We start from the raw sequence: 15,865 nt of genomic DNA on the forward strand, positions 1-15,865 counted from the left end.
CAGCCACGCCCTGCCGGGACGGGCGACCCGGAACCGGTACGCGAGGGCCCCAGCGCGACAATGTGCAACGAGGTGACAACGCCGTGAGCGAGCGGACGCGAGCCGGCCACCGGGGCGTGGCAGGCGGCGACCGGACGCCCGGCGGTCACCGGGGCACGAACGCGGACGGACCACCCCCGGCGGGGATCGGCCGAACGCCCGCGTGCGGCGACGGGCTCGACGCATGAACGGCCGCTACACCGACCGGTGGCGGGACCCGAACGAACCGTCCTGGGTGCTCGAACCGACCACCGAGTGGCATCCCCAGTTCCCCGGACAGCGCTACCCCGGCGACATCGGGATGTCCCACCAGCCACCGCCGCCGCCACGCGGCCGGGCGGCCGTCGTCGGCCGGACCGAGGTGCCGCCCCTGGCGCCCACCCGCCCCGACGGCACGTACCTGGGCCGGTCGTGGACCGACGAACCCCCGCCCGAGCAGGACCCGTACGGCCGACCCTGGCCCGACGAGGAGCAGGGACCCGGCCGGTCCCGGGCCGACGACGACGGCTACGGCCGCCCCCGCGGCGACGAGCGCCCCGTCGAGACGTCCGGCCACGGCCGCTCCACCGACACCCGCCACTACGACCACGAGCCGTACCGGCGGCCCCTGCCCGAGCCGCCCCGACGCGACGACCGCCGCCCGGCCGAGCCGGACCGGCGTACCGCCTGGTCCGACCGGCGCCCCGGCGACGAACGCGCGCCGGCCCGCGAGGCCGCCTGGCACCGCGACCAGCCCGCCACCGAGCGGTACGACGGTCGCCCGTCCCGCCACGAGCCGGCCGAACGGGACCGGGGCTACCCAGGCACACCACACGGCTCCCCCGCGCCCCGCGCCGATCCCGGTTGGGTCCCGGAGCCCGATGAGCCGCCGCGCCGCCGTGGCGCGCAGGACCGGCCGGCCGCCGGCCACGACCGGCACCCCTCCGACGGGTACGGCCCCCGGCCCACCCGGGGTCCCGACGCCCGCCCGGCCGACGGCTGGGCCGCCGAGGGTCCGGGCCAGTGGGCGCCCGTGGACAGCCGCCCGCGCTACCGCCCCGACGAGGGCGCCGGCGCGCCACGCACACCCGAGGACGGACGCCGCCGCCGGCCCGACCCGGAGACGACAGGCCAGCCGCGCAGGGACGACGAGCGCCGGCGACCCGACGCCGACCCGTACCGGCAGCAGCCACGCGAAGCGGCGGCCCGCGCCGAGACGTACCCGGAGCGGCGTCCCCGCGAGGAGGTCCGACCGGACACCTACCGCGAGGACGCCTACCGCGAGGCCCGGCCACGGCCCGGACACCGGCCGGACGGCGACCTGCCGTGGCCGCCACCCGGTCCGGTGCGGCAGGACCGCGCCCGGGAGCCGGGCCACCGTCCCGAACCCCACCGGCCCACCGAACCCGGCGTCGCGGCGCGACCGGCCGCCCGGTCCGAGCGCCCGCCGGCCCCACCGCCCCGGTACGACGAGCGAACGGGCCGTCCCGCGCCGCCGCCGGCCACCCCCGGTCGGACCGCTGCGGTGCCGCCGGCGCCGGTCTCCCCCGCCACCCCGGACCGGGTCACTCCCGCACGCCCGGAGCGCCAGGTGCCCTCCGCACCCGTCTCCCCCGCCGCGACACCCGGATGGGACCGGCCGGTCTCGGCCGCGCCGGTCTCCCCCGCATCCGAGCACGGGCACCGGCCGGCCGAGCACAGCCCACCCGGTCGCCCGGACCGGGACCGGCCGGTCTCGGCGACCCCCGTCTCGCCGGCAGCGGACGTACCCGTCTCGGCTCCGCCGGCCGCCCGCCTCCGGCTGGAGTTCCTGCCCGCGCCCGTGGATCCGCCGCCGTCCGACGAGCCGCCCCGGCAGCCGTCGCCAGCCCAGTCGCAGCCGGCCGAGCGGCGGACACCGCCGGCGCCGTCCGCCTCGGCGCAGCCCGCCGCACCGCCGCGCTACCCCGGCACCACCCCGACGAACCGTCCGGCCGACGAACGGCCGACCGGGGAGCGGACACCCGACCAGCGACCGCCCGGCGACCCCGCCCCGCCCGCCTGGCAGCAACCCGACCGGGCCACGCCCTCCGCCGCCGACCCGGCCTCGGCGGACGCCGAGCCGGCGCTCCCGATCGCCCCTGGCGTACCACGCCGCTACATCCCTCCGCCGCCCTCGGAACCGTCCGTACCGCCCGCCACGGAGCCAACCGAGACGCCGGTGCGCGGGCCGGACGCCTGGTTCAGCCCCGCGCAGACGGCGGAGTCCGACCAGGACGGAACGACGACGGACCAGCCGTCGACAGCGGGACGGCCGGTCACCGACGACCCGCCGCCCCGCACGGAAGAACGCCACGAGCGGTCGACACCGACCGCCGGTACGGCGACCGACCGACGGGACGACGTGGCAGTCGAACCGACCGCACCCCCGGTCTCCGCACCCCCGGTCTCCGCGCCGCCGGCACTCCCCGTCTCCGCTCCGCCCGTCTCCGCGCCACCGGCGTCGGTCTCGGCACCTCCGGCGCGCCCGGTCTCCGCGCCGCCGGCATACGCGGACTCCGCGCCGCCCGTCTCCGCACCACCGGAGGCCTCGGTCCCCGCACCGCCGGCACGCCCGGTCTCCGCACCGCCGGCACGCCCGGTCTCCGCGCCGCCGGCATACCCGGTCTCGGCGCCGCCCGTCTCCGCCCCGCCGGCCTACCCGGACTCCGCACCGCCCGTCTCCGCACCACCGGCGGCGTCGGTCTCCGCACCACCGGCGGCCTCGGTCCCCGCACCGCCGGCATACCCGGTCTCCGCACCACCGGCGGCGTCGGTCTCGGCACCGCCGATGCGACAGGTCTCGGCACCGCCGGCAGGAAGCGCGGACGGCGCCAGCCGGGGTGACGAGGATCCCTGGGGTGGCGGTGTCGCCACGGACGGGGAACCCGGTTACGGGTCGGCGGCGCTCGACCCGGTGTCCGCTCCGCCGGCACGCCCGATCTCCGCACCGCCGGCACGCCCGGTCTCCGGGGCGCCGAACGGCACGCTGTCGTACCCGTACACCGAATCCGAGCCGCCCTCCCTCAGCTCCGGCGCGTCAGGCGGACCGACGGACGTCGCCGATTTCGACGCGGCAACCCAGCCACCCGCGACACCGGTGTGGGACGACCACGAACCTGCGGTCGAGGTGACCTCCGCGCGGCCCGAGGACCCCGAGCGGCCCGACGCGGCAGCGCAGGTGTCCGCCCCGCCGGTGTCCGCGCCGCCGGTGTCCGCCCCGCCGGTGTCCGCCCCGCCGGTGTCCGCCCCGCCGGTGTCCGCGCCGCCGTTCCCGTCCGGACCGGTCTCCGCACCACCCGCCCCGGCGACGCCCCTGCCGGACGCACCCGTCTCCGGTGCACCCGCCTCCGGTGCACCCGCCTCCGGCGCACCCGCTGCCGACGCACCCGCCTCCGGTGTCCCGGCCATTGTCGTTCCGGCGCCCCGGAGCGGGTCGTCCGCCGAGAGCACGCCGGTGTCCGCGCCACCCGCCGACCCGCCGGAGCCGACCCGCCCGTCGCTGGCCGACGAGGGCGACCCGGAGCAGGTCCTGGGTGCGTACCGCTGGCGGCTGGACCCGGTCACCCTGCGGGAGGAGTTGACCGAGCCGGACGACCTGCGGGCCATCCGGCGGCGGCTGACAGGCAAGTTGGGTTCGGCCGCCGACAACCGGGCGCGGGCACGGCTGCTCAGCCTGCGGGCGGTGGCGTCCCGGATCCTCGGCGAACTGGACGACGCGCTGGCCGACGGTCGACTGGCCCTCACGTACGCCGAGGCCACCGGGGAGCTGCGCCGGACCGCCCTGGCCCAGGCCCGGCTGGCCCACGTGCTGCGGTGGCGCGGTGACTTCGCCGAGGCCGACCTGCTGTTCGCCCGGGCGAACTCGATCGAACTGCCCGACCGGTTGCGGGCGGCGCTGCACGAGCACGCCGGTCGGTCCTGCTACGACCAGGGGCGGCTCATGGAGGCCTGCCACCACTTCGAGCGGGCACTCGACCTGCGCGGTGCCGGCGACGCCGAACTGCTGGACCGGATCCGGGTGGCCCTGGACGCGGTCACCGCCCGCGCGTCGGCGGACGGCTTCGGGCCGTACCCCCGGAGTCGGGACGACATTCTCGACCGGGACCGGCCCCCGATGCCGGGCCAGGACGGAGCCCTCTGGGGTTACACCGACGCGGACGGTGACCTGGTCATCCCCGCCCGGTACGCGGAGGTGCAGCCGTTCCACGACGGGCTGGCCTGGGTGCGCCGCCCCGACACCGACCGGTGGTCGCTGATCAACCTGCTCGGTACGACGGTGATCCCGCCGTCGTACCGGATGGCGCAACCGTTCAGCGACGGTCTGGCGTGGGTGGTCGGTGAGGGCGGCTGGACGGCCATCGACGCGACCGGCTCGGTGCAGGTGCCGCCGAACTTCGCCGACGTGCGCCCGTTCCGGCAGGGTGTGGCGGCGGTACGGCGGGAGGGGTGGGGTGCCGTCGACCGGGCGGGCCGGATCGTGGTGCCCACCCGCTACCACGGCTTCCACACCGAACTGGCCGGTGGGGAGCAGGTCGACGGGTTCACCGACGAGGGTCTCGCCGTCGTCGACGTGGCGGGTCGGCGGGGTGTGGTGGACCGCGCCGGGGCGGTGCTGGTGCCGCCGGCGTACCCGACGCTCGTCATCCACCCGGTGGCGTTCGTCGTCGAGACCCCCGACGGGCGGTGGGGCGCGCTGGACCGGGGCGCGGGGCCGCTGATCGACCCGGTGCACCCCGACCGCGCGGCGGTGCTCGAGGAGATCGACCGGTTGCTCACCGACGCGAACCCGGTGCTCTGAGCGCCACACCGGACGGGACGCCGGCCGGCAGCCGCCGGTCGGCGGTGTTCACCTGGCGGGGCTAGGGTCGGGGAATGGAATTCCGACACCTGGGCCGTTCCGGCCTGATGGTCAGCGAGATCTCGTACGGCAACTGGATCACCCACGGTTCGCAGGTCGAGGAGGACGCCGCGTTCGCCTGCGTGCGGGCCGCCCTGGACGCGGGGATCACGACCTTCGACACCGCGGACGTGTACGCCGGCACCCGAGCGGAGGACGTCCTCGGCCGGGCGCTGGAGAACGAGCGCCGGGAGGGCCTGGAGATCTTCACCAAGGTCTACTGGCCGACCGGGCCGGGTCGCAACGACCGTGGCCTGTCCCGCAAGCACATCATGGGGTCGATCAACGGCTCGCTGCGCCGGCTGCGCACCGACTACGTGGACCTCTACCAGGCCCACCGGTACGACTGCAGCACTCCGCTGGAGGAGACGATGGAGGCCTTCGCCGACGTCGTGCACTCCGGTAAGGCGCACTACATCGGGGTCTCCGAGTGGACCGCCGAGCAGCTGCGCGCCGCGCACCCGCTCGCCCGGGAGCTGCACGTCCCGCTGGTCTCCAACCAGCCGCAGTACTCGATGCTGTGGCGGGTCATCGAGGCCGAGGTGGTGCCGGCCAGCGAGGAGCTGGGCATCGGGCAGATCGTCTGGTCGCCGATGGCGCAGGGCGTGCTCTCCGGCAAGTACCTGCCGGGGCAGCCGCCGCCGGCCGGTTCCCGCGCCACCGACGAGAAGTCCGGCGCGGGCTTCATCTCCCGGTTCATGAACGACGACGTGCTGACCCGGGTGCAGCGGCTCAAGCCCCTCGCCGAGCAGGCCGGGCTGAGCATGGCCCAGCTCGCCGTGGCGTGGGTCCTGCAGAACCCGAACGTCTCGTCGGCGATCATCGGCGCGTCCCGCCCCAACCAGGTGCACGACAACGTGAAGGCGGCCGGGGTGAAGCTCGACGCCGAGCTGCTCAAGGCGATCGACGAGATCGTCGAGCCGGTCACCGAACGGGACCCGGCGAAGACCGAGTCTCCCGCGCAGCGTCCCTGACGCCAGCCCGGTTCGTTCGGCGCGTTCATCTTCCGCGCCGGCCGGACCGGTCAGCTCAGCTCTGCCAGAAGCGGATCAGGTCGAGGCCGGTGGCGTAGAGCCACGACGGCAGACCGAGCAGGTCACCGACCGCGAAGACCGCGTCGAAGAACCAACCTCCGATGCGCGGGTTCCACAGCAGCGCGAAGAGCAGGATGAAGCCGTACGGGGCGAACAGGTCGTACATCCGGCGCCACTGCGGGTTGAGCCACGGCTGGATCATGTTGCCGCCGTCCAGGCCGGGCACCGGCAGCAGGTTGAGCACGCTCGCGGTGAGCTGGAGGAACGCCAGCAACGCCACCCCCGCCCAGAACTCCACCGGGCCACCCGAGGACGTACCGACCCGCACCGCCAGCACCAGCAGCAGCGTGAACAGCACGTTGGTGGCCGGGCCGGCGAGGCTCACCAGGGTGTGCCGCAGCCGCCCCGCAATGGAGTGCCGGTCCACCCACACCGCGCCGCCGGGCAGGCCGATGCCGCCGAGCAGCACCACCACCACCGGCAGCACGATCGACAGCAGCGGATGGGTGTACTTGAACGGGTTGAGCGTCAGGTAGCCGCGGTGGGCGATGTCCCGGTCACCGGCCCGGTACGCGACCACCGCGTGGGCGTACTCGTGCAGGCAGAGCGACACCAGCCAGCCGGAGACCACGAACAGGAAAACGTTGAAGCGGGCGTTGCCGTACCCGTTCCAGGTCAGCACCCCGCTCACCGCGAAGAGCGCGACCAGGCCGAGGAAGACGGGGCTGGGCCGGAACGCCGCCTTCGGCACCCCGAGCACCAGCCCGTCGGCGCCCGGCCGGTCGTAGCTCATCACTCGGCCGTGGGCAGCAGGCTCATCCGGTACTCCACCCGCTCGTCCTCGACGAGCGCGACCGAGGTGACGCCGGACGCCGCGAGCTCCCGCCAGGTCTGACCGATCCATGATTCGGCGTCGGCCTGGCTGCCGAACGACTCCGCAGGTCCCTCGACCGTCTGGCCGTCCGTGCCCTCGTACCGCCAGCTCCACGCCATGCCGCGTCTCCCCTCGCCGCTGAAGTCCCCGTGGGACGAACCCCCGCCAGCGTAGTCCGCCCCCGCGCCCGACGGCCGCTCGCTCGCCCCCACCGCGACCCCTGGGTTGATCAATCCCGGGCGACGCCGGTCGGTACGGTGGCTCGGTGCTGACTCGGGGAGTGCTGCTCGACGACCGTTATCGGCTGGGTGAGCGGGTGGCGACGGGCGGTATGGGCGCGGTGTGGCGTGGCACCGACGTGCTGCTGGAACGCGAGGTGGCGGTCAAGGTGCTGCTGCCGTCGCTGGTGGCGGATCCCGAGTTCACCGCCCGGTTCCGGGCCGAGGCGCGGATGCTGGCGGCGCTACGGCACCCCGGCGTGGTCGGGGTGCACGACGTCGGGCAGACCGGGCTCGCCGACGGCGGCCGGGTCGACTACCTGGTGATGGAGTACGTCGAGGGCGAGCCACTGTCGGCGAAGGTACGCGCGGCGGGACGGCTCGACGCGGCCACCACCATGTCGGTGCTGGCCCAGGCCGCCGACGCGCTGCACACCGCCCACCTCGCCGGCATCGTGCACCGGGACGTGAAGCCGGGCAACCTGCTGGTCAAGGCCGACGGCCGGGTGGTGCTCGTCGACTTCGGCATCGCCCGCTCCCGGAGCATGACCGGGCTGACCGCCGCGAACATGGTGCTCGGCACCGCCGCGTACATGTCGCCCGAGCAGGCCACCGGGCAGCGGGTCGCCGCGGCCACCGACGTGTACGCGCTCGGCGCGGTGGCGTACTTCTGCCTCACCGGGCAGCCGCCGTTCGACGGCGACAACCCGCTCGCGGTGGCCCTGCGGCACGCCGAGGACGAGCCGGCGCCGCTGCCGTCGGACACCCCGCCGGCGGTGGCGGCGGTGGTGGCCCGGGCGATGGGCAAACGTCCGACGGACCGGTTCGCCAGCGCCGCGGAGCTGGCCGCGGCCGCCGGCGACGCCCGGGACGCCACCCTGGTCCGCGTCCCGCCCGCCGCCCGCCCGCCGTGGGCGGTGGCCGCGCCCACCCCGGCCGTCCCCACGGCACCGCCGCCGCGCACCACACCGCCGCCGCCCGTCGCACCGTCGAGCGTCGCGACGGCCCCGGTGCCGCCACGTCCCCCGGCGGACCCGTACCTGTCGGCGACCCGGCCGACCCGGGAGGAGGACGCGCTGCCCGGCGCGTCGTCCGGACGGCGTGTCCCGCTGGCGATCGGGGCCGGCGTGGTCGTCCTCGTGGCACTGGTCGCCGTGGCCGTCGCCGCGCTGCGCCACGGTGGGGAGCCCGGCGACACGGACGGGCCGGCGCTGGCCGGTGAGCCGGCGTCGGCCGAGGGTCTCCCCCTGCCCTCCCCACAGGCGGGCAGCCCGTCGGGCCGGCCCGGCGGCACCCCGGGCCGCGCCGCCACCGTCGAGCCGACCGGCGAAAGAACGCGGCCGGACGCCCCGACCAGCGGCGGACCGGCCCGCACCACCGCGCCGGCCGGCTCGCCGGGCCCGACGGCCAGCGGCCGGTCGACGCCCAGCGGCGGCGCGACGAGCCGCGCCAACCCGTACACGGCGGCGCAGGTCTGCGGCAGCGGCTACCAGGTGATCGACTCGGCGACGCTGACCGGCGGCGGGCAGCGTAAGGGCCGGGTCTACCTGCTCTACCACGCGGGCACCGGGGCCAACTGCGTGGTCACCCTGAAGGACACCGCGGTCGGGGCGAGGTCGGCGGTGTCGGCGTACCTGGAGGTGCGGGGGCGGGCACGCGACACCGACAGCGGGTCGTTCGACTACTACGCCGGGCCGGTACGGGCCACCGCCGCCGGGACGTGCGTCAGGTGGGGCGGCTCCACCGGCGGGATCAGCTACGGCAGCGGCTTCGAGCACTGCGACTGACCGGACAGGAGCACCGGGCCGGCAGGCAGGGTGACCCCGGCCGGCCTTAAGGTACGGGCATGTCCGTTGACGGGTGGAACACGGTCCTGGTGCTCGGCGGCATCCGGTCCGGCAAGTCGGAGTTCGCCGAGTCCCTGGTCATCGACGCGCCGGTGGTCCGTTACCTCGCCACCGCGCCGCAGGGCGACCCGGAGGACACCGAGTGGGCGACGCGGCTGGCGTCGCACCGCGCCCGCCGGCCGGGCAGCTGGAGCACCGAGGAGACGGCCTCGGAGCCGCGCCGGCTGGCCGACGTGCTCGAGTCCGCCGAGCCCAACGAGACGCTGCTCGTGGACGACCTGGGCGGCTGGGTGACGGTGCTGCTCGACCCCGAGCACCAGCCGGCCGACGACGTGGCGACGATCGCCGAGCTGGCCGAGGCGATCCGCACCTGCTCGGCGCGGGTGGTGCTGGTCAGCCCCGAGGTGGGGTTGTCGCTGGTGCCGACCACCCCGCTGGGGCGGGCGTTCACCGACGCGCTGGGTGCGGCGAACCGCGCGGTCGCCGACGCCTGCGACGCGGTGGCGCTGGTGGTCGCCGGCCAGCCGGTGTGGCTGAAGCCGACCGACCGTGCCGTGGCGACGGCGCCCGCCGCCGCGACGGCCACCGCGCGGGTCGCCCCGCAGCCGGTCCCGGCCGACACCGACACCGAGCCCACGCCCGAGGTGCAGCTGCCGGAGGTGCTGACCCACCCCGCGCCGGCCGCCCCGAACCAGGAACCCGGCAACCCGTGGGCCGCCCCGACGATGGCGCTGCCGATGGTGGCCACCGGCCTCGTCATCCAGCCGGGCATGGAGCTTCCGATGCCCGACGAGTACGCCGGCCCGCAGGCGGTGGACCGTCTGGCCACGTTGGACGTACCCGGCGCCGGGCTCGGCGTCCTGGACCGGGTGGTCGGCTTCGCGGCCGCCACCCAGGCCACCTCGACGCCGGCCGCCTGGGGCTCGGTGCGGGTGCTGCTCCTGCACGGCGACCACGCGGGTGGGGCCTCGGCCGGCACGGTCGCCGGTGAGTCGGCACGCCGGGCCCGGCAGGCCCGCGCCGGCCAGGGCGCGCTGGCCCGGCTGGCCGCCGAGAGCGGCGCGAGCCTCCAGGTGGTGGACGCCCCGACGGCGGCGGCCATGGAGGACGAGCCGGCGCTCTCCCCCGAGCAGGTCGAGTCGGCGCTGCGGTACGGCTGGCGGTTGGCCGAGCAGGCCGCCGACGCCGGCGTACAACTGCTGGTGCTGGGGGCGTGCGGGGCCGGCACCGAGGCGGCTGCCGCGGCGGTGCTCGCGGCCACGGCGGGCGCGGAACCGCCGGCCGTGCTCGGCCGGGTGTTCACCGAGTCCGGCGAGATCGACGACGCGGCCTGGATGGTCCGCTGCGCGGCGGTACGCGACGCGCTGCACCGCACCCGCAGGTCGGCGCGCGGCGCCAAGGACGTCCTGGCCGAACTGGGTGGCGGTGACGTGGCGGTGGCGACCGGCGTGCTGCTGGGCGCGACCGCCCGGCGGGTGCCGGTGCTGCTGGACGGGCCGGTCGGGTTGGCCGCCGGCATGATCAGCCGCGACCTGGCCGGGCAGGCCCGCCACTGGTGTCTGCTCGCCGACCACGGCGGTCACCCGGCGGTGCGGCTCGCCGCCGACGTGCTCGGCCTCACCCCGCTGCTGGACCTTCGACTGGACCTGGGCGAGGGAGCCAACGCGCTTGTCGCGTTGCCGCTGCTGCGTTCGGTGCTGGCGCTGGCCGCCGCGCTGCCGACCCACCCGTCGCTCGGCGGTGGCGAGCCGGCGCCGGAGTCCACCGACGAGGAGTACACCGAGCCGGACTTCGCCGAGCCGGAGCCGGACGGGCCGGGCCCGGCCAGCACCGGTGTCGACGAGCAGCCGGCGTCGGGCTGGCGTGCCGGCTGAGTCGCGGCTCGTCGCGGGCGCCCGACTGGCGGTCACCACGTTCAGCATCCTGCCGGTGCGCGCCGGGCGGATCGACCGCCCGGTGGCCGGCACCGCGATGGCGCTCGCCCCGGTGGTCGGCGCGCTGCTCGGGGCGTCGCTGGCCGGGGTGCTGCTGCTCGTCGGCGCGCTCACCGCACCGCTGGTGGCCGCCGGCGTGACGCTGGGGGCGGCGGCCCTGCTCACCCGGGGGCTGCACCTCGACGGGCTGGCCGACACCGTGGACGCCCTCGGCTCGTACCGGCGGGGCGGGGCGGCACTGGAGATCATGAAGAAGCCGGACGTCGGTCCGTTCGGCGTGGTCGCCCTGGTGGTCGTCCTGCTGGTGCAGGCGGCGGCGCTGGGCGAGTTGGCCAGCCGCCCCTGGCCGGCGTGTCTCGCGGCGGTGGTCGCGGCGACCGCAGCCGGGCGGCTGGGCGTGACGCTGGCCTGCCGTCGGGGCGTACCGGCGGCCCGACCCGACGGCCTCGGCGCGCTGGTGGCCGGCACGGTGGGCCCACTGGCACCGGCCGCCGGCGTGGTCGCCGTCGCGCTGCTGGCGATGCCCGCGGTGCCGGGCCGCCCGTGGCAGGGGCCACTGGTCGTCGTCGTCGCGCTCGCCGTCGCGCTCGCGCTGCTCCACCACGTGGTACGCCGGTTCGGCGGGATCACCGGCGACGTCCTCGGCGCGACCGTCGAGGTGGTCACCACGCTCGTCTACCTGGGTCTGGTGCTGTCCGCCTGAAGCGGGCGCGGCGGGCCGGGTAGCGTTCGGCACGACAGCACCGGCACGGCCACCGGGGGAACCCACATGCTCATCACTGACGACTTCCTGCCCGTACCGGTGCCGGAGTCGCTCAGCGCGACCTACCTGGTGCCGATGGTCGGGCTGCCGAAGGTCAGCGCGAAGACGGCGGTGGCGGCGCTGACCGGCCGGCTCGCCGAGCCGGTGCACGGGCTCGCCCGGCAGATGCTGGACAGCCCGCTGATGAGCGTGGACACCCGGCCGATCGCGGAGTTCCCCGAGCTGCCACCGGATCTGCTCACCGCGTTCGGCGCCACCGAGGAGCAGCTCGCGCGGCTGGCGGCGGCCACGCACCTCGTCGTCGTGCAGGCCGAGTACCGGCCGGGTTGGCCGCCGGCGCACGAGTGGGCGGCCCGGGCGGTCGCCGCGGCGGTCGCCGAGTCCGTCGACAGCGACGTGGTGGACGTGTTCGGCCTCCAGTTCCTCGACCCGGCGACCGCGCTGCGCTCGCTCCCCGACGAGCAGGGCCGGATCCGGCTGGTCGACTGGGTGCTGGTTCCGTACTCCTCGGACACCGAGGGGTTGTGGTTCACCACGAAGGGTCTGCGCCGCTTCGGACTGCTGGAGTTGCAGACCCAGGGGGTGCCCGACCACCTGACCCGGGCCTGGGGCGCGGTGATGACCGGGGCGGCGCGCCGGCTGCTGCGGGACTGGACCGACGGGCTCACCGGCGAGGAGGTGCCGGCGTTCGTGCAGCTGCCGGTGCTGGCCACGGTGACCGGGCACGACATCGCGGTGGCGTACGGCAACCCGGAGCAGCACGGGGCGACCGCGCCGGTGCTGCTGCGCCTGGAGTTGGATCCGGCGACCGACCCGGAGGCCGACTCGTTCCTCAGCCTGCGCCCGCCGGCGGGGCATCCCGGTCCGGACGGGCGCTACTACGCCGCCGCCTGCGCGACGCTGTTCTCCGGGATCCAGCCGGACGTGCGCTACGCCCGCTCCGGTGACGCGATGAGCCGGGCGGTGGCCACGGCCCGCGCCGCGCTTGGCGACGCGCGGGCCCGGTTCGTGGCCGGCCGGTTGCCCGCCGAGTCGCAGCTGGTGGTGAAGTACGGCCTGCCCGGCGACGACGGCCCCGAGTACGTCTGGGCGGGTGTCACCTCGTGGGAGACCCCGGAGCGGATCGTCGGCGTGAGCGCCAGCGACGCCAACACCGATCCGAGCGTGCGCATCGGCGCCCCGGTGGTGGTGGAGGCGACCGAGGTCGTCGACTGGGCCGTCCTGGACGCGACGGGCGTCATCGAGGGCGGCTGGACCCAGGCGGTCCTGGACTCCGGGGAACCCCCCACCCCACCCGACAAGCAGCGTTGATCATGAGGTTGACGGTGACTTCGATCTCCGAAGAACCCGTCAACCTCATGATCAACCTCAGCGTACGGAGGGGGTCACGAAGGGGGGCCTGGTCAGGGTCAGGGGGGCCCGGCGGCCTCGGATGTCGATCTCGACCTCGTCGCCGTCGGACAGGTTGGCGTCGGCGTCCAGCAGGGCCAGGGCGATGCCCTGCTTCCTCGTCGGGCTGAAGGTGCCGCTGGTCACCACGCCGACCTGGGCGTCACCCACGTGCAGGGTCATCCCCGGGCGCGGGATGGCACGGTCGACCGCCACCAGGCCGCGCAGCGTACGACGGGGGCCGGCGGCCTTCTCGGCGAGCAGCGCGTCGCGGCCCCAGAAGGCCGGCTTGTCCCAGCCGACCGCCCACCCGGAGCGGGCCTGCACCGGGGTGATGTCCAGCGACAGGTCCTGCCCGTGCAGCGGGTAACCCATCTCGGTGCGCAGCGTGTCCCGGGCCGCCAGCCCGCAGGCGCGCAGCTCGAACGCCTCGCCGGCGGCGAAGAGCGCGTCCCACACGGCCACCGCGTGCTCGGCGGGTACGACCAGCTCGTAGCCCAGCTCCCCGGTGTAGCCGGTGCGGCACACGGTCAGCTCCACACCGGCCAGGGGCGCCGCCGAGAAGCTCATGTAGCCGTGCTCGGTGGGCAGGCCGAGGGCGTCCAGCAGTTCGGCCGAGCGCGGGCCCTGCACGGCCAGCACCGCGTACGCCTCGTGCTCGTCGGTGACGGTGACCCGCTCCGGCGCGGCGGCGCGGAGCCGGCGCACCACCTCGGCGGTGTTCGCGGCGTTCGGGATGAGGAAGACGTGGTCGTCGGCGTACAGGTAGGCGATGATGTCGTCCACCACGCCGCCGGTGGCGTCGTCGCAGCAGAGCGTGTACTGCGCCCGGCCGGGGCCGATGCGGCCCAGGTCGTTGCTGAGGCAGGCGTTGACGAAGTCGGCCGCGCCGGGGCCGCTCACCCGGGCCTTGCCCAGGTGTGAGACGTCGAAGACCCCCACCGCGGTACGCACCGAGGTGTGCTCCTTGAGCACCCCGCCGCCGGCGTACTCCAGCGGCATCTCCCAGCCCCCGAAGGGGGCGAACTTGGCGCCGGCGGCGGTGTGCCGCTGGTGCAGCGGGGAACGGCGCAGCCGGGTCGCGGCGGCGTCGGAGGTCACGTCGGTCATGGGTGGCAACTTACCGGGGGCAACGTGGCTGGTTAGCATCGGCGGGATCCTGCCGGCACGATCGGCGGGACAGCCATGACGTCCGGCGGGTAGGTTCCGCCGGAGACCTTCACCGCCGGTACGCGACGCCGCGACCGGCCCGGCCCGCCCGGAGTAGCTTCAGTGACATCGCCCCGCACCACCATCCTGAGCCTGGTCGACACCGACCCCGCGGAGCTCGCCGTCGACGCGATCGTGATCGGCGTGCACAGCCAGACCGGAGAGCAGGGCGCCACCAGCGGCCTCGCCGGCACCCTCCTGCTCGCCAGCGGCGCGGAGAGCATCGCCGCCGCGTTCGACGGCAAGCTGACCGAGACGCTGGCGCTGCTCGGCGCGACCGGTGGCCCCGGTGAGGTGATCAAGCTGGCCACGTTGGGCACGGTCACCGCCCCGCTGGTCGTCGCCGTGGGCCTCGGCCCGGAGCCGTCGGGTGCCGCCCCGGCGCCGGAGGCGCTGCGCCGGGCCGCCGGTTCGGCCGTCCGGGCCCTGGCGGGGGCGCCGAAGGTGGCGCTGGCCATGCCGCTGCCCGACGACGCGGACGCCCCGGCGGCGCTGCGCGCGGTCGCCGAGGGCGCGCTGCTGGGCGGGTACCGGTTCGCTGGCTACAAGACCCGGCCGCAGCCGGCCCGGCGGGAGCCGGTGGCCGAGGTGGTCATCGCGGTGCCGGACGCCGCCGACGCGGGTGCCCAGGCGGAGCTCACCCGGGCGCAGGCGGTGGCCGGCGCGGTCCGGCTCAGCCGGGACTGGGTGAACACCGCCCCGAACGAGCTGCGTCCGCCGTCGTTCGCCGACGCCGTGGCCGGCGCGGCCCGCGACGCGGGCCTCGAGGTCGAGGTGCTGGACGAGGCGGCGCTCGCCGCCGGCGGGTACGGCGGCATCGTCGCCGTCGGGCAGGGCTCGGAGGCGCCGCCGCGGCTGGTGAAGTTGACCTACACCCCGCAGGACGGCGGCAACGGCAAGCGGGTCGCGCTCGTGGGCAAGGGCATCACGTTCGACACCGGCGGCATCTCGATCAAGCCGGCGCAGGGCATGTGGGAGATGAAGTCCGACATGGCGGGCGCCGCCGCGGTGGGCGCGGCGATGCTGGCGATCGCGGCGCTCAAGCCGTCGGTCGCGGTCAGCGGGTACCTGCCGATGGCGGAGAACATGCCGTCGGGCACCAGCTACCGGCCGGGTGACGTGATCACCATGTTCAACGGCAAGCGGGTCGAGGTGCTCAACACCGACGCCGAGGGTCGGATGATCCTGGGCGACGCCATCGCGCGGGCCTGCGCGGACGGCACCGACTACCTGTTCGAGACCTCCACCCTGACCGGCGGGCAGGTCATCTCGCTGGGCAAGCGGGTGGCCGGCGTGATGGGCACCCCGGAGCTGTGCGAGCGGGTGAAGGTCATCGGCGACGCCGTCGGCGAGCCGGCGTGGCCGATGCCGCTGCCGGACGACGTGCGCAAGGGCATGGACTCGGACGTGGCGGACATCTCGCAGGTCAACGCCGGGATGGACCGCGCCGGTCACATGTTGCAGGGCGGCGTGTTCCTCCGCGAGTTCGTGAGCGACGACGTGGCCTGGGCGCACATCGACATCGCCGGTCCGGGCTACCACTCCGGGGAGGCGGTCGGCTACTGGACCAAGGGGGGCACCGGCGTTCCGGTCCGTACCCTGGTGCAGCTCGTCGAGGACGTCGCCGCCAACGGCTGACGGCACTGAGAAGCGAGGGGCCC

General features: G+C 75.9%; 9 protein-coding genes and 1 pseudogene. 7 read left to right on the forward strand and 3 right to left on the reverse strand.

Annotated elements, in window-relative coordinates; all coding sequences use genetic code 11:
• The first annotated feature begins 223 nt into the window (after nucleotides 1-223).
• Both ABZS77_RS24080 and ABZS77_RS24085 read left to right on the forward strand, forming a co-directional pair.
• Nucleotides 224-4,837 (forward strand): WG repeat-containing protein, encoded by a 4,614-nt coding sequence (locus tag ABZS77_RS24080; protein ID WP_354826766.1) that lies wholly within the window; start codon nucleotides 224-226, stop codon nucleotides 4,835-4,837.
• Nucleotides 4,838-4,911: 74 nt separating this feature from the next.
• Nucleotides 4,912-5,910 carry an aldo/keto reductase family protein gene (locus ABZS77_RS24085; protein WP_354826769.1) on the forward strand — a complete coding sequence of 333 codons (999 nt, stop codon included), beginning with the start codon at nucleotides 4,912-4,914 and terminating at the stop codon, nucleotides 5,908-5,910.
• Between the two features lie 55 nt (nucleotides 5,911-5,965).
• On the opposite strand, the gene ABZS77_RS24090 is transcribed toward ABZS77_RS24085, so the two are convergent.
• Together ABZS77_RS24090 and ABZS77_RS24095 are read right to left on the reverse strand one after the other, a co-directional pair.
• Nucleotides 5,966-6,763, reverse strand: coding sequence for a site-2 protease family protein (locus ABZS77_RS24090; protein ID WP_354826772.1), 798 nt, complete (start codon nucleotides 6,761-6,763; stop codon nucleotides 5,966-5,968).
• Nucleotides 6,763-6,963 (reverse strand): hypothetical protein, encoded by a 201-nt coding sequence (locus ABZS77_RS24095; protein WP_354826774.1) that lies wholly within the window; start codon nucleotides 6,961-6,963, stop codon nucleotides 6,763-6,765. Before ABZS77_RS24095 ends, ABZS77_RS24090 begins: the two co-directional genes overlap by 1 nt.
• Nucleotides 6,964-7,109: 146 nt before the next feature.
• On the opposite strand from ABZS77_RS24095, the pseudogene ABZS77_RS24100 reads away from it, so the two are divergent.
• The 4 genes and pseudogenes from ABZS77_RS24100 to ABZS77_RS24115 form a co-directional block, all read left to right on the forward strand.
• Nucleotides 7,110-8,519, forward strand: a pseudogene (locus ABZS77_RS24100) (protein kinase); the annotation flags it as partial.
• A gap of 389 nt (nucleotides 8,520-8,908) precedes the next feature.
• Nucleotides 8,909-10,783, forward strand: coding sequence for a bifunctional adenosylcobinamide kinase/adenosylcobinamide-phosphate guanylyltransferase (locus tag ABZS77_RS24105; protein ID WP_354826776.1), 1,875 nt, complete (start codon nucleotides 8,909-8,911; stop codon nucleotides 10,781-10,783).
• Nucleotides 10,773-11,546, forward strand: a complete 774-nt coding sequence (locus ABZS77_RS24110; RefSeq protein WP_354826779.1) for an adenosylcobinamide-GDP ribazoletransferase — start codon at nucleotides 10,773-10,775, stop codon at nucleotides 11,544-11,546. The genes ABZS77_RS24105 and ABZS77_RS24110 overlap by 11 nt, the downstream gene beginning before the upstream one ends.
• Before the next feature lie 66 nt (nucleotides 11,547-11,612).
• Entirely contained in the window at nucleotides 11,613-12,917 is a 1,305-nt protein-coding gene (locus ABZS77_RS24115; protein WP_354826782.1) for a DUF2314 domain-containing protein, read from the forward strand.
• Between the two features lie 57 nt (nucleotides 12,918-12,974).
• On the opposite strand, the gene gcvT is transcribed toward ABZS77_RS24115, so the two are convergent.
• The gene (gene gcvT, locus ABZS77_RS24120; RefSeq protein WP_354826784.1) at nucleotides 12,975-14,105 is read right to left on the reverse strand and encodes a glycine cleavage system aminomethyltransferase GcvT; all 1,131 of its coding nucleotides are present in this window, start codon (nucleotides 14,103-14,105) and stop codon (nucleotides 12,975-12,977) included.
• Between the two features lie 162 nt (nucleotides 14,106-14,267).
• On the opposite strand from gcvT, the gene ABZS77_RS24125 reads away from it, so the two are divergent.
• Nucleotides 14,268-15,842, forward strand: a complete 1,575-nt coding sequence (locus ABZS77_RS24125; protein ID WP_354826787.1) for a leucyl aminopeptidase — start codon at nucleotides 14,268-14,270, stop codon at nucleotides 15,840-15,842.
• Nucleotides 15,843-15,865 lie beyond the last annotated feature (23 nt).

Source organism: Micromonospora sp. NPDC005298 (genome assembly GCF_040607375.1).
Classification (GTDB): domain Bacteria; phylum Actinomycetota; class Actinomycetes; order Mycobacteriales; family Micromonosporaceae; genus Micromonospora.